This window comes from Stenotrophomonas sp. GW821-FHT02D01, from assembly GCF_059421765.1.
In genome coordinates, this window is the sequence record NZ_JBWKVP010000004.1 from 380,536 (window position 1) to 398,814 (window position 18,279).

18 protein-coding genes and 1 riboswitch are annotated in these 18,279 nt (G+C 65.1%); of the genes, 6 read left to right on the forward strand and 12 right to left on the reverse strand.

From position 1 onward, the window contains the following. Window positions 1-59: 59 nt before the first annotated feature. The 6 genes from AC07UW_RS11430 to AC07UW_RS11455 form a co-directional block, all read right to left on the reverse strand. Window positions 60-1,025: an NAD-dependent epimerase/dehydratase family protein gene (locus AC07UW_RS11430; protein ID WP_495212082.1), complete on the reverse strand. Its 966-nt coding sequence runs from the start codon at window positions 1,023-1,025 to the stop codon at window positions 60-62. 64 nt (window positions 1,026-1,089) lie between these two features. Continuing rightward, window positions 1,090-1,815 carry a suppressor of fused domain protein gene (locus AC07UW_RS11435; protein ID WP_495212083.1) on the reverse strand — a complete coding sequence of 242 codons (726 nt, stop codon included), beginning with the start codon at window positions 1,813-1,815 and terminating at the stop codon, window positions 1,090-1,092. A 142-nt stretch (window positions 1,816-1,957) separates the two neighbouring features. Continuing rightward, entirely contained in the window at window positions 1,958-2,881 is a 924-nt protein-coding gene (locus AC07UW_RS11440) for a ParB/RepB/Spo0J family partition protein (RefSeq protein ID WP_025878789.1), read from the reverse strand. Then, on the reverse strand, window positions 2,881-3,678 hold the full coding sequence (locus AC07UW_RS11445) for a ParA family protein (RefSeq protein ID WP_025878788.1): 798 nt from the start codon (window positions 3,676-3,678) through the stop codon (window positions 2,881-2,883). The genes AC07UW_RS11440 and AC07UW_RS11445 overlap by 1 nt, the downstream gene beginning before the upstream one ends. A 112-nt stretch (window positions 3,679-3,790) precedes the next feature. After that, window positions 3,791-4,429 (reverse strand): 16S rRNA (guanine(527)-N(7))-methyltransferase RsmG, encoded by a 639-nt coding sequence (gene rsmG / locus AC07UW_RS11450; protein ID WP_033832551.1) that lies wholly within the window; start codon window positions 4,427-4,429, stop codon window positions 3,791-3,793. Window positions 4,430-4,468: 39 nt separating this feature from the next. After that, window positions 4,469-5,068 (reverse strand): 4'-phosphopantetheinyl transferase family protein, encoded by a 600-nt coding sequence (locus AC07UW_RS11455; protein WP_032976775.1) that lies wholly within the window; start codon window positions 5,066-5,068, stop codon window positions 4,469-4,471. An 84-nt stretch (window positions 5,069-5,152) separates the two neighbouring features. Here AC07UW_RS11455 and AC07UW_RS11460 point away from each other — a divergent pair, with 84 nt between their 5' ends. Further along, window positions 5,153-5,404, forward strand: a complete 252-nt coding sequence (locus tag AC07UW_RS11460; protein ID WP_025878785.1) for a GlsB/YeaQ/YmgE family stress response membrane protein — start codon at window positions 5,153-5,155, stop codon at window positions 5,402-5,404. A gap of 72 nt (window positions 5,405-5,476) precedes the next feature. On the opposite strand, the gene xth is transcribed toward AC07UW_RS11460, so the two are convergent. The 4 genes from xth to AC07UW_RS11480 all read right to left on the reverse strand — a co-directional run bounded on the left by xth (window position 5,477) and on the right by AC07UW_RS11480 (window position 9,260). Next, window positions 5,477-6,244 carry an exodeoxyribonuclease III gene (gene xth, locus AC07UW_RS11465; protein WP_280884351.1) on the reverse strand — a complete coding sequence of 256 codons (768 nt, stop codon included), beginning with the start codon at window positions 6,242-6,244 and terminating at the stop codon, window positions 5,477-5,479. A 267-nt stretch (window positions 6,245-6,511) separates the two neighbouring features. Beyond that, a complete protein-coding gene (locus AC07UW_RS11470; protein WP_495212084.1) occupies window positions 6,512-7,921 on the reverse strand; it encodes a coniferyl aldehyde dehydrogenase in 1,410 nt (469 codons plus the stop codon). A gap of 124 nt (window positions 7,922-8,045) precedes the next feature. Further along, window positions 8,046-8,588: a Tli1a family immunity protein gene (gene tli1a / locus AC07UW_RS11475; RefSeq protein ID WP_495212085.1), complete on the reverse strand. Its 543-nt coding sequence runs from the start codon at window positions 8,586-8,588 to the stop codon at window positions 8,046-8,048. Window positions 8,589-8,642: 54 nt separating this feature from the next. Further along, window positions 8,643-9,260 (reverse strand): hypothetical protein, encoded by a 618-nt coding sequence (locus tag AC07UW_RS11480; RefSeq protein ID WP_495212086.1) that lies wholly within the window; start codon window positions 9,258-9,260, stop codon window positions 8,643-8,645. A 282-nt stretch (window positions 9,261-9,542) separates the two neighbouring features. Between AC07UW_RS11480 and AC07UW_RS11485 the strand changes: the two genes are divergently transcribed. After that, entirely contained in the window at window positions 9,543-9,992 is a 450-nt protein-coding gene (locus AC07UW_RS11485; RefSeq protein WP_495212087.1) for a hypothetical protein, read from the forward strand. Window positions 9,993-10,280: 288 nt separating this feature from the next. Beyond that, entirely contained in the window at window positions 10,281-10,916 is a 636-nt protein-coding gene (locus tag AC07UW_RS11490; protein ID WP_495212088.1) for a hypothetical protein, read from the forward strand. A gap of 165 nt (window positions 10,917-11,081) precedes the next feature. On the opposite strand, the gene AC07UW_RS11495 is transcribed toward AC07UW_RS11490, so the two are convergent. Further along, window positions 11,082-12,737, reverse strand: coding sequence for an MFS transporter (locus tag AC07UW_RS11495; RefSeq protein WP_025878778.1), 1,656 nt, complete (start codon window positions 12,735-12,737; stop codon window positions 11,082-11,084). A 113-nt stretch (window positions 12,738-12,850) separates the two neighbouring features. Continuing rightward, entirely contained in the window at window positions 12,851-14,272 is a 1,422-nt protein-coding gene (locus AC07UW_RS11500) for a DcaP family trimeric outer membrane transporter (RefSeq protein ID WP_025878777.1), read from the reverse strand. 245 nt (window positions 14,273-14,517) lie between these two features. Here AC07UW_RS11500 and acs point away from each other — a divergent pair, with 245 nt between their 5' ends. From acs to AC07UW_RS11515, 3 genes are all read left to right on the forward strand, one after another. Continuing rightward, the gene (gene acs, locus AC07UW_RS11505) at window positions 14,518-16,461 is read left to right on the forward strand and encodes an acetate--CoA ligase (RefSeq protein ID WP_025878776.1); all 1,944 of its coding nucleotides are present in this window, start codon (window positions 14,518-14,520) and stop codon (window positions 16,459-16,461) included. An 81-nt stretch (window positions 16,462-16,542) separates the two neighbouring features. After that, on the forward strand, window positions 16,543-17,208 hold the full coding sequence (locus AC07UW_RS11510; RefSeq protein ID WP_006477308.1) for a response regulator transcription factor: 666 nt from the start codon (window positions 16,543-16,545) through the stop codon (window positions 17,206-17,208). Between the two features lie 288 nt (window positions 17,209-17,496). Next, window positions 17,497-17,586: riboswitch (yybP-ykoY riboswitch) on the forward strand. A gap of 89 nt (window positions 17,587-17,675) precedes the next feature. Continuing rightward, window positions 17,676-18,251 (forward strand): manganese efflux pump MntP, encoded by a 576-nt coding sequence (locus AC07UW_RS11515; RefSeq protein WP_032976929.1) that lies wholly within the window; start codon window positions 17,676-17,678, stop codon window positions 18,249-18,251. Window positions 18,252-18,279: the final 28 nt, after the last annotated feature.

Below are 18,279 nucleotides of genomic sequence, written 5' to 3' on the forward strand. Positions count from 1 at the left end.
GCGCATTTTCCGAAGCCGAGGTTATCCGAAGATGAATCCGGCGGCGTGAGGATCGGTTTTCAGGCGCGATCAGCAAAATACTCGCGGCACCACTGCACCACCGGCGGCAGGCCCTGTTCGATCGGCATGACCGGTTCGTAGCCAAATGCGTCATGTGCGCGCCGGGTATCGGCCATCGTGCGCACCATGTCGCCCGGCTGCATCGGCTTGTAGACCTTCTGCGCGGGGCGACCGGCGGCCTGCTCGATCACGCCGATGAAGCGCTCCAGCTCGACCGGCGTGTGGTTGCCGAGGTTGAACACCCGGTGCGGCACCGGACCATCAGCCGGATGCGCGAGGGCGCCGAGAATACCGGCCACGATGTCGGAGACATGTGTGAAATCGCGCTGCATGCGGCCTTCGTTGAACACATCGATCGAACGGCCAGCCAGTACCGCGCGCGAGAACAGCAGCGGCGCCATGTCCGGCCGGCCCCACGGGCCATACACGGTGAAGAAGCGCAGGCCGGTGGCACGCAGGCCATGCAGCTGTGCGTAGGTGTAGGCCATCAGTTCATTGGCGGCCTTGGTAGCGGCGTACAGCGAGCGCGGCTGGTCCACGCGCTGGTCTTCGGAAAACGGCGGCGTGGCCGAATCGCCGTACACCGAACTGCTGGACGCATACACCAGATGCTGCACGCCACGGTGGCGGCACTGCTCGAGCATGTTGACGAAGCCGACCAGGTTGCTGTCGACGTAGGCGTGCGGGTTTTCCAGCGAATAGCGCACGCCGGCCTGCGCGGCCAGGTGGATCACCGCGGTCGGCTGTACTTCCTCGAACAGCGCGGCCAGGCCGTCGCGGTCGGTCAGGTCCAGCGTGCGCAGATCCAGCGTCGGGCACAGCGCGGCCACGCGGTCGCGCTTGATCTGTGGGTCGTAGTAATCGTTGAAGTTGTCCAGGCCGACCACCGACTGGCCCGCATCAAGCAGGGCACGAGCGGTGTAGGCACCGATGAAGCCGGCAGCGCCGGTGAGCAGGATGGTCATTGCGGTGAGCCTGGAATTCAACGGTCAATTCAGTAGTGATGGCGTCTGATGGTACGCGCAGGGCCTAGAACAGGCCGAAACGCTTCTTGGCCACATTGGTGCGCCCCGGCTGGATGACATCCTGGATGTTCTTCGCATCGAAGCGATCCAGCAGGGTTTCCGAGTCCTTTTTCAGCTTCAGGTCCATCTCTTCCGGGTACAGCGGCACGATCGCCATGAACTCGATGGTGGTGCCGTCTTCCAGCGCCAGCGTGCCGAAGTCGTCCGGGGTCGTGACCGGCGGCAGCACGATGGCCCCATCGAACCCCACGCCCGGTGCATAGGGCTCGGACGGATGGCCGTTGGGAATGGTGTGGCCGAAGCCCAGCCAGGTGTCGTACTCGTGCGGCAGCCGCGCCAGGGTCTTCAGCAGGCGCACCGGCCAGTAGTTGCGCTCATCCTCAAAGGCATCCTGGGTGATCGGCCAATCCGCCGGCAGGGTCACCATCAGTTCCATGTGCCGGGGGGCGTCCACCTCGTCGGGCACGGCCATCGGCAGGTCGCTCATGCCCGAGGTCACCAGCCGCAGGTACGGGCACTCGTCGGTGGCGGGCACCACATGCACGTCGATGTGCACGATATCGGAGATGATTTCATGGAAGACGCCGGAGATCGGGCCAAGATGGCGCGCGATGTGCGCGCTGATCTCCTCGATGTGCGACTCGCCCTGGGCCGGGGTGAAGTCCTTCTCGCGGCTGTGTACGAGAATCGGGCTGCCGCCCGGGCTGACGTCGTCTACTTCAATGGTCATGTCCTGCTCCCTGGATGAGCCACGGGGCGGAGCGGCCCACCTGCGGTGGACGACGCGGCCTCCGGCACGCGCGGCGGTGCGTTCCCTGCAATCGACGGCACACGGCAGGAACGGGCCGTGCGCCCATGAAGATGCGCCGGGGTCAGCCCTGGCGCGTGCGCAGCCGCTCCAGCACGCCATCGAGCGTGTCCAGGTTGGCGTAATGGATGATCAGCTTGCCCTTGCCGCCGCGGCCATGATTGATGGCAACCGAGGTACCCAGCACTTCGGACAGCTCGGTTTCCAGCGAGGCGATATCGGCCTGCTGCACCTTGGCCACCGGCTGCGGACGGTTGCTCGGCACCTTGCCGGCGGCAAACGCCTGCGCGCGGCGCTCGACCTCGCGCACCGACCAGCCTTCGTCGGCCGCTTCCTGGGCCAGCTTGCTGGCCAGTTCCGGGGCCAGCGTCAGCAGCGCGCGGGCGTGCCCCATCTCCAGCCGGCGCGTTTCCAGCAGCAGGCGGATGGCGATCGGCAGCTCCAGCAGGCGCAGCAGGTTGGACACCGCCGCGCGCGAGCGACCGACGGCCTCGGCGGCCTCGGCATGGGTCAGGGTGAATTCGCTGATGAGGCGCTGCAGCGCTTCGGCTTCTTCCAGCGGGTTGAGGTCTTCGCGCTGGATATTCTCGATCAGCGCCATCGCGATGACGGTGCGGTCTTCCAGCTCGCGCACCACCACCGGCACTTCGTCCAGGCCGGCCAGCTGCGAGGCGCGCCAGCGACGTTCACCGGCAACGATCTCGAAGTTGCCTGCCGGCAGCTGGCGCACCAGGATCGGCTGGATCACGCCCTGCGACTTGATCGAGTCGGCCAGTTCGGACAGCTTGCCCTGGTCCATCTCGCGACGCGGCTGGTACTTGCCCGGCTGCAGCTGGCCTACCGGCAGCTTGCGCAGCACTTCACCGGGCAGCGGCTCGATCACCGCCGTACTGGCCTGCACCTGGCTGACCGCGCCCTTCGGACCGAGCAGTGCGTCCAGGCCGCGGCCGAGGCCTCGCTTCTTGGCTGCAGGCTTGCTGCTGGTCATCAGACGGTCTCCACGGCCTTGGTGGCCTTGTTGCGTTCGTTGTTGCGACGGATGATCTCGCCGGCCAGGCCGAGGTAGGCCACGCCGCCGCGCGAAGCACGATCGTAGCCGACGATGCTCTGGCCATGGCTGGGCGCCTCGGCCAGGCGCACGTTGCGCGGCACGATGGTGCGGAACACCCGGTCGCCGAAGTGCTCGGTGAGCTCGGCCGACACGGCGTTGGCCAGGTTGTTGCGCACGTCGAACATGGTGCGCAGCACGCCTTCGATCTCCAGCGCCGGGTTGAGGTTGGCACGCAGCGCTTCGATGGTTTCCACCAGCGCGCTCAGGCCTTCCAGTGCGTAGTACTCGCACTGCATCGGCACGATCACCGAATCGGCGGCGGCCAGTGCGTTGAGGGTCAGCAGCGAGAGCGCCGGCGGGCAGTCGATCAGGATGTAGTCGTACTCATCGCGGATCGGTGCCAGTGCGCGCTTCAGGCGCTGCTCGCGCTCGCTCTGCGCCATCAGCTGGATCTCGGCCGCGGTCAGGTCGATGTTGCCCGGCAGCAGGTCGTAGCCTTCGGCGGTCTGCACGCGCACGTCGGCGGCGCTGGACTCGCCCAGCAGCAGGTCGTAGGTGGAGGAGACCAGCTCGCGCTTGTCCACGCCACTGCCCATGGTCGCGTTGCCCTGGGAATCCAGGTCGACCAACAGCACGCGCTTGGGTGCGTTGGCCAGGGAAGCGGCCAGGTTGACGGCGGTCGTGGTCTTGCCGACGCCACCCTTCTGGTTGGCGATGGCGATGATGCGGGCCATGCGGGTGTGCCTCGTCGACGTGTGCTGGGACCGGTCATTATGCGTACAACCGGGCCCGTGCGGAAATCGTGGATCGCCAACCGCTTGTTCCACAAGGGGCGGGCGGCGGGGTTCAGGGACCTGTGACGGTGACCAGATGGCGTTCACCGGCCAGGCCGGGCACGCTCAGCGGGACCACCTCGCGCACCTGCCAACCGGCCGGCAGCGCTGCGATCTCCTCATGCGGGTAGACGCCTTTCATGGCCAGCAACACGCCACCGGGGCGCAGCAGGTGGCCACCGACGCGGACGATGCCGGCCAGGGTGTCCATCGCGCGCGCGGTCAACTGGTCGTAGCTGCCCGGCTCGGCCAGCGCTTCGGCGCGCGACTCGGCCACGCGGGCATTGCCCAGGCCCAGCTGGCGCACGGCCTCGCGCATGAAGCGGGCCTTCTTGCCGTTGCTTTCCACCAGGGTGACCTGCAGGCCCGGGCAGGCGATCGCCAGCGGGATGCCCGGCAACCCGGGGCCGGTACCGAGGTCGGCCAGGCTGCCATCGGCCACGAACGGCTGCATCGCCAGTGAATCGAGCAGATGGCGGGTGACCATTTCCTGCGGATCGCGGATGGCGGTGAGGTTGTAGGTGCCGTTCCAGCGGTGCAGCAGCGCCAGGTAGCGCAGCAGCGGCGGGGCCAGCTCGGCGGCCAGGCCCATGCTGGCCAGGCCCTGCTGCAGCGTGGTCGCTACGCCGGCGGGAAGATCGTGTTCGCTCATGCCGGCATTATCGCCGGTTTTCGCTGTTGATTCGCCGATTCACTGCGGATACCAGGCCAATGCGGCGCGGAACTGGCCACTGGCCTGCCATTCGTGCAGGTGCCAGCGCGCGGCCTCGCCCAGCTCCGGGTCACACCAGCGCAGGTGCAGGGCACCATCGTCGGCCGGGGCCAGCTGCAGGCGGTGCAGGCCGAAGGAAATGCCCTGCCCGTGCGCCTTCAGCATCGCTTCCTTGGCACACCAGACGCGGAAGAACCAATGTTCGCGGTCGGCCTCGTCCAGGCCCTGCAGCCAAGCCACTTCGTCGGGATGGAAGAAGCGCTGGATGATTTCCAGCATGCGCGGGCGCGGCCGCAGCAGTTCCAGGTCCACGCCCAGCCGCACGCCCTCGCCCAGCGCTACCAGCAGCACCTCGCCGCTGTGGCTCCAGCCGGTGCCGTAGTGGGCGAGCGCGCCGCTCAGTTCCGGCCGGCCCTTGTCGTCGCGCACCAGCGGCAGCGCATCCGGCTCGCCCCCCAGGGCCTGTGCCAGCACCTGCCGGGCCTGCGGCTCACCGCGCTGGCCGGGGACATGCGGGCAGCGCCAGACGGTAACCGGACCAAACCGCCAGGGGCCCTCAAGGGTGGCTGGCAGGCTCATCCGCACGCGCCCGTCACAGGATTGCACAGCGGGTTCACGGCACTGCGCGTCAACTGGACTCGGTTATCCACCGGAGAGTCGATCATGGGCATCATCATCTGGCTGATCGTCGGCGGCATCGTCGGCTGGCTGGCAAGCATCATCATGAAGCGCGATGGCCAGCAGGGCATCATCCTCAACATCGTGGTGGGCATCGTCGGCGCACTGATTTCCGGCTGGCTGTTCGGCGGCGGCATCAATGAAGCGATCACCCTGCGCACGTTCCTGTTCTCGCTGATCGGCGCGGTGATCCTGCTGGCGATCGTCAACCTGTTCACCCGCAAGAGCATACGCTGACGGCGTGGTGGTGTCGGCCGCAAGCCGGCAAACGCATCAGGACGGGGCCCGGCATCGCCGGGCCTCGTTGTTTCAGCCCAGCTGTACCCACGCCGGTGCATGATCGCTGGGGCGTTCCCAGGTGCGCGGCTCGCGGTCGATGCCCGAGGCCACCGCACTGCCCTTCAGCGCATCGGAAACCAGGGTGAGGTCGATGCGCAGGCCGAGGTTGCGGCGGAAACCCGCTGCGCGGTAGTCCCACCAGCTGAAGGTGCCGGCCTCGTCATTGTGCAGGCGGAAGCCATCGTGCAGGCCCAGCTGCAGCAGCTTGTTCAGCGCGCCGCGCTCGGCAGTGGAGGTCAGGATGTGGTTGTCGTTCCACACCTCCGGGTCATGCACGTCGCGCGCATCGGGGGCGATGTTGAAGTCGCCCATCACGATCAGCTTCGGATGCCGCTGCAGTTCTTCGGCGATCCACGCGTGCACCGCCTCCAGCCAGCGCAGCTTGTACTCGTACTTGTCGGTGCCCACGTCCTGGCCGTTGACCACGTACAGGTTGATCACCCGCAGGTCGCCGAAGGTGCCGGCGATGACCCGCTTCTGCTCGTCCTCGAAGCCGGGAATGCCGATCTGCACGTCCTGCGCCGGCTCGCGCGACACCAGCGCCACGCCGTTGTAGGTCTTCTGCCCGGCGAACACGCTGCGGTAACCGGCGGCGACCAGCGCCGAGTCCGGGAACTTGTGGTCCTCCAGCTTGGTTTCCTGGATGCCGACGATGTCCGGGCCGAAGTCCTTGAGCCACTGCTCCAGGTGCGGCAGGCGGACATTAAGCGAATTGACGTTCCACGAGGCGATTTTCATGCGGGCATTCTACCCGGGTGGGCTTTGGTAGAGGCCGACCTTGGTCGGCGCCATGCTTCCCGCTGTTGCCTTCGTAGAGGCCGACCTTGGTCGGCGCTTGGGGTTCACGCGTGCCAACCAAGGTTGGCACCTACCAGAACGGGTCGCGCGGGTTGGCACCTACCGGTAGTGCCGGCCGCTGGCCGGCAGGTGCAGGTCCCCGCCGGAGGGTCATGAAGTTGCCGGCCAGCGGCCGGCACTACCACTGGGTGCACGCCCTGCCTGGATTCACCGCAGCAGCAGTTTCAACAACCCCGCAATCTTCGAATACGGCGGCCGCAGCCGATCACTGGCCGCCCAGCGCGACTGCCACAGCACCGGCAACAGCTTGCTCATCGCATCAAACCCGGCCCGCCCGTGGTACGCCCCCATACCACTGGCGCCCACCCCACCAAACGGCAAGCCATCGGCGGCGAAATGCAGCAGGGTGTCGTTGACCGTGACCCCGCCGGCCACCACCTGGCCGAGAATGCGCTCCACCGTGGCCGTGTCGTGGCTGAAGGGATACAGCGCCAACGGCCGGTCGCGGGCCGCGATGTCGGCCAGCGCCGCATCCAGGTCCGGATAGGCACGCACCGGCAGGATCGGGCCGAAGATCTCATCGCGCATCAGGTCCAGGTCATCCGGCGGGTCCAGCACCACGGTCGGCACCAGCAGCCGCTCGCGATCGGCGCGCGCGTCATCCACCTGCGCCAGCGCAATCACCGGCACGCCGCGTTCGCGGGCCTGCGCCAGATAGCCCTGCAGGCGCCGGTACTGGCCCTCATTGATGATCCGCGTATAGTCGTCGGCATCGCTGAAATCACCATAGCGCTCGCGCACCTGCTGCTGCAGCGCCTGCACGAACTCACGCTGGCGCACGCTGTCGATCAGCACGTAATCCGGCGCGATGCAGGTTTGGCCGGCGTTGAACCACTTGCCGGTGGCCAACCGCGCGGCGGCTTTGTCCAACGGGAAATCGCGGCAGACGATCGCCGGCGACTTGCCGCCCAGTTCCAGCGTCAGCGGCACCAGATGCTCGGCCGCCGCCGCCATCACCTTGCGGCCGACCGCGGTGGAACCGGTGAACACGAGGTGGTCCAGCGGTAGCGAAGACACCGCCGCAGCCACGTCCGCGTCACCCTGCACCACCGACACACGATCGGGCGGGAACACGCTGGCCAGCAGATTGGCCAGGAACGCGCTGGTGCGCGGGGTGTGCTCCGAAGGCTTCAACAGCACATGGTTGCCAGCGGCAATCGCGGTGGCCAGCGGCACCAACGCCAGCGTGACCGGATAATTCCACGGCGAGATCACCCCGATCACACCCAGCGGCATCGGCCGCAGCTGCGCGCGCGCCGGCCATAGTCGCCAGCCGGCGCCCACCCGCTGCGGCTTCGACCAGCGCCGCAGGTGGCGACGCAGATGGTCGATGGCCGACAGCACACTCATGCCGTCGGCCAGCTTCGATTCGACGTGGGCGCGATGGCCGAAGTCCTCGGCGATGGCTTGGGCCATTTCGTCCATGCGTAGCTTCAGCGCCTCGCGCAGGCGGCGCAGGTCATTCTCGCGCTGGTCCAGCGACGGGCGCTGCGACTGCCAGGCGCTGCGCAGGGTGTGCAGGATGGCGGGGAGGTCGGCTGGGGTGACGGTGCTCATGGGCCGATTGTAGGGTCGAGCCGTGCTCGACTCGCAGGCCAACTTTCACGCCGTGGCGCATGGCCTCATTCGGGAACCTCGCCACCAACGTGCATGCGTGCACCCTTCCCAATGAACGCGTCGATCACTGGGCCTTCTGCTGGTCGGTACGTTCTGCCGGGCATGACTGCGGTTCTGGCAATTCAAGCGGGATCTTGATCGGGTACTCGGGGCTGCCATAGGCGTAACAGGAGGTGGTGACCTGAATCTCATCGCAGGGCAGGAAATGCACGGTGATGCCACAGACGTCCTGGCCGGTGTAATCCGGGACGGGGACGACTTTGCTGTGCCTGCGCTTTTGCGCGAGGATTTTTTCTCTCCAAGCCTCAAACTTCAGCCGATCTCCAAATCCAGGAAAGTCAATTGTGCTTCCGGCACCCCTTTCCCAGTCAACCCGCACCGTCAGGCCGGGATGCCAGTGTTCTGGTGCGCCGTAGCAGCAGGCTCCACCCCCGCCTTGATATGGGCCAATGATGTCAATGGCTGAACGGCCATCGACACTGAACCGGTTGATCGCCCAATGGGTGTGGTTGACGCCGTAGATCGCACTGGCATCCACAGCGTCAGCAGATAAGAGCAGAGGTGGGCCAGCAAGAAATGCCAGTGCCACGCGCTTCAAAACAAACATCACTGAAACTCCGGAATGTATAGCCCTCATACTTTGTCCGAGGGAACGAATGCGCTACTCAGGTGCAAACTTCCGCCTCCAGTCACGCAGCATCTCGACCTCCCGCGCGATCAGTGCTGATTCTGCTGCGGGCGCGTCGGAGAACTGTTCGCCCGGCATTGGAATCCTCTTCAGGGAGACATTCCGATCACCTACGAAGAAGTGGGGCGTAAAGCAGGAGGCCTCATCGCCCGAATCCTTGGGCTGCTTCACCAACGTCGCAAAGATCGCATTCATCGGCATGCTCGGTTTGGCGACTGAACACCACGGATGCGACGAGACGATGTCCTGAATCCGCACGCCAGCCCGACGGAACTCCGTGGGACTGAAGACCTTTCCGAGAGAGACGCGATGTACCCGATAGGTGTCGTCTTCCGGCTGTGCCTCGACAAGCCATCCTGAGTTGTCATGCGACGTGCAACTGCAATCGCAGCTCACCAATGTTGCGTTTGGTACTGCGTCGTTCCAGGACAGCCAGACCGTCTCTGTCTCGCATAGTTGCTTGATTACGGGCGATCTTTCCTCGACTCGCAGCCTGCCCTGCGGCGTCACGCCGTCGGCAGCAGCGTGCATTTCTGCGTCGGCCGCTGACGCTGAGACAGTGATGATCACTGCCAGAAGTACGCTGCGCATGCCCGATCCGATTCGATGATTCACTCATGCTATGGGACGCACTGACGAATAGAGAAAATTCGGGCCATTTGCGTCAGAGGTTGGCAGTTCTGGATAGGAATTCCAGTTTTCCGTGGGGCTGGGTACGTCACATCACACCCGCACGATCGAGTACTGGGCTGATATGTAGATTCGTACTTGTTTCATTGCCGCAGGACGTCAGCGCGCTGAAGGTAGTGTCCCCCCCTCCAATAGCATGCGTAGATGCGACGCGTATTTGCACTTCTGACCGGATGTCTTCTCATGGCCGGAGTTTCCGATGCCTGCGAGCAGTCCATTGATGTCGCGGCAATCGGCCTGAACGCCGAGCACGGACACATCCCATTGTTGGGCGACACCCTGGCCACCGTCGTCGGCGAGCTCGAGGGCGACGCCACACCCGGTGCCAGTACTGGCAGGGTACTCGAGGCGCTTGCCGAGAGGCTCGAGCGTACTACCTGCCGTGTACAGATTCCCGTCAATGGCAGCTCACGTTCGTCCGGCGTGACCTGCGGCGGACCCGATGTAGACAGCCTCTTCCCGTACTACACTGCCCTGCGGCGGGCAGAGACACCCGCAGAGCACGATCGTCGAGGACGTCGCCTTCTGTATGCCTATGCGACATTGCTCAGGGATGCGCCGGATGTCGCCCTCACGCGACCAAGTGAGGATGAGGCGGCAGATGGATTGTTACACGTGCTCTTTCCGCTCTAGGCCTGGGACGAGAAGCTGAACATTCCACGCCATGACGTGCACTTCCCCTTTGTTCCCGTGTGCAACCTCGTTGCCGCTCGTGTTGCGCATTGCCCCGGCGCCGATCAGTTGCTCAATCGGATCAGACCAGCGGGCGATGAGAGTGAACAGCGAGCGTTCTGCATCAAGGAATTTTCAAGACGACAGCTGGAGCAGGAAGGCGAATGCACAGAGAGGGCCGCCGCGAGCCCCTGATGCCCGTGGCGTCTTCCTCGCTTGCAAATGACAGTTTCCGAGAGGATGAATATGTTGAGCCTTGTCTTCACTTTGCTCGCATCACTGGCTTCACCGGTGGACGCAAAAGCTGGTAACGAGAAGTGGACACATGCTGGCAGTGACATCACGCTGCGGTATGACGGTGAGGAGAACGGTCGCTACCGGAACGTGTCGGTCATGAGGCATGGCAAGCTGGTGCGTCGGATAGAGCTGAGTGAGCGCTCTTACTCTCTGTTCGAACACGATGCCGATCCGGCGACGTCTCCTGACGGCCGGTATGTGCTTGTCACTGACGTGGAATCCGGTGAGGTCGCTTCTCCGGATGGAGACCGCTTCATGCATGAGGTTCCGTACTGTGGGTTCATGAACACGCGCAGCGGTTGCATGGTTACGCGACAGACAGGCCAGTTCTGTGGCGGGTCATTCAATGACATTGGCAACTGGGCACCTCCCGGCCTCCCACCTGTCACCCTCACCGAAGAAGGTGCTACCGCAGAGGATTATGCGTCAGGTCACCGGAGTCCATCGGATGCGCCCGATGGTTCCCTCGACAATCTGCTTCGTTGCGACCCGCCGGGTCCACGCAACAGAGACCACTACAGGAAGCTGATCGACGCGGGGATCTTTGACGTCACTCCCTCGCAGAGGCAAGCGCTGTACGGCGGTTAGCATCGATCGTTGGTCGACCGCTCTCGGCTCTACCTCGCACTGCCTCTGGAGGTAGAGGTCAGAGCCCTTTCGCGTGCGAAAGGGATCCGACCCCAGGCCCGGCCCCACAAACAGAAAGGCCGCGGTCTGCACCGCGGCCTCTCCTTCATTCGATGAACATCATTCTTACTTGGTGATGTCCACGTTCTTCGTCTCGCGCAGGAACAGGCCGCCAATCACCACCGACATCAGCGCGATGATGATCGGGTACCACAACCCGTAGTACAGGTTGCCGGTACCGGCCACCAGCGCGAACGAGATCGCCGGCAGGAAGCCACCGAACCAGCCGTTGCCGATGTGGTACGGCAGCGACATCGAGGTGTAGCGGATGCGGGTCGGGAACAGTTCGACCAGGTAGGCGGCGATCGGGCCGTAGACCATGGTCACGTACAGCACCAGCAACCACAGCATCAGGATCGTGCCTGCGTAGTTGATGCGCGAACCATCGGCCTTGGCGGGATAGCCGGCACCGGTCAGCGCAGTCTTCAGCTCGGCACCGAATGCATCGGCCTTGGCCTTGCCTTCTTCCTTGGTCAGGCCGGCGGCCTCGTACGAGGTGACGCTGGCGCTGCCCACGTTGACCATCGCCAGCGAACCGGCAGCGGCCGGCTGCACGTCATACGGCACACCGGCCTTGGTCAACGCAGCGGTAGCCACGTCACAGGAGCTGGTGAACTTGCGCAGGCCAACCGGATCGAACTGGAACGAGCAGGTGGTCGGGTCGGCCACGACCAGCGCCGGCGAGCTGCTGCGGGCTTCTTCGATGGCCGGGTTGGCGAAGTGGGTCAGGCCCTTGAAGATCGGGATGTAGGTGATGGCGGCCAGCAGGCAGCCGGCCAGGATGATCTTCTTGCGGCCGATACGGTCGGACAGCCAGCCGAAGAAGATGAAGAACGGCACGCCCAGCGCCAGCGCGGCGGCGATCAGCAGGTAGGAGGTGGTGGCATCGACCTTCAGCATGCTGCTGAGGAAGAACAGCGCGTAGAACTGGCCGCCATACCAGACCACCGCCTGGCCCGCTGCGGCGCCGAGCAGCACCAGCAGCATCAGCTTCAGGTTGCCGCCCTTCAGGCTGTCACGGAACGGCGTCTTGGAACCCTTGCCCTCGGACTTCATCTGCTGGAACAGCGGCGACTCGCTCAGTTGCAGGCGGATCCACACCGACACGCCCAGCAGCACGATCGAGACCAGGAACGGAATGCGCCAGCCCCAGGCTTCGAACGCTTCGTTGCCGAGGAAGTAGCGGCAGGCGAGGATGATCAGCAGCGACATGAACAGGCCGAGGGTGGCCGTGCACTGGATGAAGCTGGTGTACAGGCCACGCTTGTCGTCCGGCGCGTGTTCGGCCACGTAGGTCGCCGCACCACCGTACTCGCCGCCCATGGCCAGGCCCTGGGCCAGGCGCAGGATGATCAGGATCACCGGCGCGGCGAAGCCGATCGAGGCGTAGTTGGGCAGCACGCCGACCAGGAAGGTCGAGATGCCCATGATCAGGATGGTGACCAGGAAGGTGTACTTGCGGCCGATGCGATCGCCGAGGCTGCCGAAGAAGGCCGCACCGAACGGGCGCACGAAGAAGCCGGCCGCGAAGGCCAGCAGGGCAAAGATCATGCCCGTGGTTTCATTGACGCCACTGAAGAACTGCTTGGCGATGATCGCGGCAAGCGAGCCATACAGGAAGAAGTCGTACCACTCGAAAACGGTGCCCAGGCTGGACGCGAAGATGACCTTCTTGTGTCCCTGGGTTAGTTGGGCTTTCGCCGGTGCAGGTGTTGTGGACATGAGAAGCTTTCCCTCTGTAGGTGCCGACCTCGGTCGGCACGCAGTCTAGGTAGGTGCCGACACCGTTGGTCGGCACTCATTCTTGGTAGGTGCCGACCTTGGTCGGCGCTCCTTTAGAAGCTGTACTTCGTAGTGAACTGCAGACGGGTGATATCGCCCTTGTTGCCGTTCTCGATCTCGCGCTTGCCGTACATCAGCTCGGCACCGACATCGACCTTGGGCAGCGGCGAGTAGAAGATGTTGCCGCGGATGCTCTGCACGCTCTTGGTCACCAGCGGGCCGAGGATGCTGTCGTTGTCGTAGTCGCTGCGCGCATAGATCAGGTTGGTGCGCAGCTTCGGCGAGAACGCATGGCGCCAACCGACATAGCCGGCGATCACACCGGTCGGGTTGAGCTCGTCACGGGCCACGTCATAGGCCGAATCCGCAGTAATGCCCAGGCCGATGTAACGGGCGATGCCCTCGCCACCGGTGAACTGGTAGTGCAGCGAATCGCTGTCACCCATCACCCACTTGCCGCCCAGGGTCAGGCCACCGGCCACCTTGTCGGCCTTTGCGCCGGTGGCCTGGTTGTCGACCTTCAGCTGACGGACGATACCGCCAACACCGAACGTGCCCCAGTCACCCTTCCAGCCATAACGCAGGGTCAGGTCCGGTAGGCTGCCGCGATCGGAATTGGCGCTGGCATTGGTCCAGGCGCCGGTGACCGGATTGCGCGTACCGGTGAGGGTGGTCGTTTCCGGATTCTCCAGCGCGACGCTGAAGCCGCCCTGGGTGTAGCGCACCTGCGCCTGGCGCACGAAGATCACGCCATCGGTGGGACCGACGAAGTCGACCGCTTCCGGCAACGACGCCGCATCCATGAAGTTCGACCAGGTCTGGCCGGCCATCCAGTTGTTCCAGTACATGTACGCATGGCGCAGGGTCACGCCATAGGTGTTGGTGGCGGTCTGGTTGCCCAGCGAGTTGCCGAAGAAATCCATCTCGAAGAACGCGCCGGCCTTGTTGCCCGACTCGCTGACGTTGTCGATGCCCAGGTTGAAGCGCGAGAACTTGGCGTGGGCGTTGTAGTCCACGTCCGAGCGCTTGCCGCTGCCGCCGGCGCCTTCCACCGGGGTCTGCCCGGGCAGGTATAGCGAGCGGCCGGTGGCATCGTCGGCCAGCTGGCCATCGCTGGTCTGGGTGGCCAGGAAATCGGCCTTGATGAAACCGCCGATCTTGACCGTGGTGCCCGGCGCCGCGCCGGGGGTGATGGTGGTGACCTGGATCGGCTGCTTACCCGCAGGCACCGCCGGCTTCTGTTCGGCCTGCAGCGTGCGGACGTCGGTGACCGCCTGCTGGGTCTGCACGATCTGGGTCTGTTGCTGCTGCTGCGACGCCAGCAGCGCCTGCACCTGCCGCTCCAGTTCGGCGACGCGTGACTCCAGTGCCTTCTCTTTGGCGGTCTCGGCGAACGCCATGCCCGGTGCGACCAGGGCGACCAACAGGCAGGCCGCCAAAGGTGTGCGCACGGCTTTCAACGTACGGTGGCTCATGTTGCCCTCTCTCCCAAGTGGCAAGGTGATGCCGCGCGTGGGGCACGGTCGAGCCGAGACTGCGGGGCGTTTGCACGCACCGGCTATTGGCCATTGGTCGAACCCGGGCCTGCAGGGGCCCGACTTTCGACCAAGGTCTAACCGAAGTGGTGACGCGACCGGGGGTGGATGGGGCAAACTGAGGGGGAACGGCTGCTGCAATGCTGCGGCTGCACACACAAAGTCAACGTGCAAGTGAGGGTGCCATGGCTGATCTCTACCCTGTCGATCCGCAGTTCGCCGCCAAGGCGCGTATCGACAAGAACACCTATGAACAGCAGTACCAGGCCTCGGTGTCCGATCCGGATGCGTTCTGGGGCAAGGCCGCCGAGCGGCTGGACTGGTCGCGCAAGCCGACGAAGATCAAGAACGTCAGCTACGACCTGTCCGACTTCCACATCAAGTGGTTCGAAGATGGCGAGCTCAACGCCAGCGTGAACTGCCTGGACCGCCAGCTGGAAAAGCGCGGCGACAAGACGGCCCTGCTGTTCGAGCCGGACAGCCCGGACGCGCCGGCCCAGCACGTGACCTATCGCGAGCTGTACGAGCGCACCTGCCGTCTCGGCAACGCGCTGCGCAACCTGGGCGTCAAGAAGGGCGACCGGGTCACCATCTACCTGCCGATGATCGTCGACGCTGCCGTGGCCATGCTGGCCTGCGCGCGCATCGGTGCGATCCACTCGGTGGTGTTCGGTGGCTTCGCCCCGAATTCGATCGCCGACCGTGTCAGCGACTGCCAGAGCAAGCTGATCATCACCGCCGACGAAGGCCTGCGCGGTGGCCGGAAGATTCCGCTGAAGGCCAACGTCGATGCGGCGCTGAAGCTACCCGGCACCAATACCGTGGAAACCGTGCTGGTGGTGCGCCACACCGGCGGTGCGGTGGACATGCAGGCCCCGCGCGACCGCTGGTTCCATGATGTGGTCGACAGCCAGCCGGCCAGCTGCGAGCCGGAACCGATGAACGCCGAGGATCCGCTGTTCATCCTCTACACCTCCGGTTCCACCGGCAAGCCGAAGGGCGTGCTGCACACCACCGCCGGCTACCTGCTGTACGCGGCGTACACCCATGAAGCGGTGTTCGACCTGCGCGAGGACGACATCTACTGGTGCACCGCCGACGTCGGCTGGGTCACCGGCCACAGCTACATCGTGTACGGCCCGCTGGCCAACGGCGCAACCTCGCTGATGTTCGAGGGCGTGCCGAACTACCCGGACACCTCGCGCTTCTGGAACGTGATCGACAAGCACAAGGTGTCGATCTTCTACACCGCCCCCACCGCCATCCGTGCGCTGATGCGCGAAGGCGAGGAGCCGGTGAAGAAGACCTCGCGCGCCTCGCTGCGCCTGCTTGGCAGCGTCGGCGAACCGATCAATCCGGAAGCCTGGCGCTGGTACTACGAAGTGGTCGGCGACAGCCGTTGCCCCATCGTCGATACCTGGTGGCAGACCGAGACCGGCGGCATCCTGATCTCGCCGCTGGCCGGTGCGATGGATCTGAAACCGGGTTCGGCCACCCTGCCCTTCTTCGGCGTGCAGCCGGCCCTGGTCAATGCCGATGGCGAGATCAAGGACGGCCCGACCGAAGGCAACCTGATCATCCGTGACTCCTGGCCGGGCCAGATGCGCACGGTGTACGGCGACCACCAGCGCTTCATCGACACCTACTTCCGCACTTACCCGGGCAGCTACTTCACCGGTGACGGCTGCCGCCGCGACGAAGACGGCTACTACTGGATCACCGGCCGCGTGGACGATGTGATCAACGTGTCCGGCCACCGCATCGGCACCGCCGAAGTGGAAAGCGCGCTGGTCTCGCACCCGAAGGTGGCCGAAGCCGCCGTGGTCGGCTTCCCGCACGACGTGAAGGGCCAGGGTATCTATGCCTACGTCACCCTGGTGGCCGAAGAAGCGCCCAGCGATGAGCTGCAGAAGGAGCTGGTCGCCTGGGTGCGCAAGGAGATCGGGCCGATCGCCACGCCCGACCACCTGCAGTGGGCGCCGGGCCTGCCGAAGACCCGTTCGGGCAAGATCATGCGTCGCATCCTGCGCAAGATCGCCGAGAACGCACCGGACCAGCTCGGCGACACCTCGACCCTGGCCGATCCATCGGTCGTGGCGTCGCTGGTGGACGAACGCAAGGTGCGTTGATGTGCTACCCGGGGTCGGATCCCTTTCCACAAGGAAAGGGCTCTGACCCCATCTGCTTTCCCCCCACGGTTCCCCCCGACCATGACCACCCTCCTGATTGCCGATGACCATCCGTTGTTCCGCGAAGCCCTGCGGGGTGCCGTGCAGCGGGTCATTCCGGGCGTTCAACTGTTCGAGGCCGACAGCGTGGAGGCGCTGTATGCGCTGGCCGACCAGCACAACGACGCCGACCTGGTCCTAATGGATCTCAACATGCCCGGCGCACAGGGCTTCAACGCACTGGTGCACATGCGTTCGCTGCATCCGCACCTGCCCGTGGTGGTGGTGTCCGCACGCGAAGAAGCCACTGTGATGCGCCGTGCACTCGACCATGGCGCGCTGGGCTTCATTCCGAAATCCGCTGATTCGGACACCATCGGCCATGCACTCGGCACCATCCTCGATGGCGAGACCTGGGCGCCGCCGGAAGCACACAACGTGCCGCCCACCGGCAGCGAGGAACGCGAAGTCGGCCAGCGCCTGCGCGAGCTGACCCCGCAGCAGTTCCGCGTGCTGCAGATGCTCGGCGCGGGCCGCTTGAACAAGCAGATCGCCTACGACCTCAATGTCTCCGAAGCGACGATCAAGGCGCACGTGACCGCGATCCTGCGCAAGCTGGGCGTGACCAACCGCACCCAGGCCGTGCTGATGGCCGGCAAGCTGGCGATCGACGACGACGCCATCGTGCTGCCGCCGGAAGAAGACTGAGGGTTCGTGCCGGCCGCTTGCCGGCAATCGCCCGTACCTGTATCGCCGCTGCGCCCGCTGGGCATGGCCCGGCGCTACCGGAAACTGCTTTGGTGGGTGCCACGCTTGCTTGGCACGCTCTCGCCGTTGCGTGTGCCGGCCAGCGGCCGGCACTACCCGCTACGCTCGCCGGGCATGGCCCGGCGCTACCGTATCGCCCGTGGTATAGCCATCGCTATACAAACCAGCCGTGCCTGCGCGTTTCGCACAGAATGCGCCACGCGCGGATCGCGGTGCTAAGCTTCGCGTCCCCTTGGGGAGTAGCCGGATTCCTGCGCAGGAATCGTCCACGTCAACATACTCGGCCAGTGCGCCGTGGCGTGGACAACCATGATGGTTGGCGAGACCAGCGGCCCGCGCGCGCAACGTCAGGTTGGGCGCGAGCGCGAGCCGTGCGTCCGTCCTTGCCCGACCTTCTGCTGCCGCCCATGTCTCCTGTTTCGATCCTCCTGATCGGCTTTGCCATGTCCACCGATGCCTTCGCCGCGGCGATCGGCAAGGGTGCCGCCATGCGCAGGCCGGTGTTCCGTGATGCGCTGCGCGCCGGCATCATCTTCGGCGTCATCGAGGCGATCACGCCCATCATCGGCTGGCTGCTCGGTCGTGCCGCCCTGCAGTACGTCGAAGCCTTCGACCACTGGATCGCCTTCGGCCTGCTCGGCGCACTGGGCATCCACATGATCTACAACGGCCTGCGCCCTGACAGCGGCGAGGACGATGAAGATCCGTCGCAGCACCACGGCTTCTGGAAGCTGGCACTGACCGGTTTCGCCACCAGCATCGACGCGATGGCAGTGGGCATCGGCCTGGCCTTCATGGACGTGCATATCGGCGTGATGGCGGCGGTCATCGGCCTGTGCACGCTGACCATGGTCACCGCCGGCATCATGCTCGGCCGCGCACTCGGCAGCATGGTCGGCAAGCGCGCCGAAATCATCGGTGGCGTGATCCTGGTGATCATCGGTGCGACGATCCTGTACGAACACCTGCACGGCGTGGCGTAACCTGCCGGCGATTACGAGGTTGCCGGCC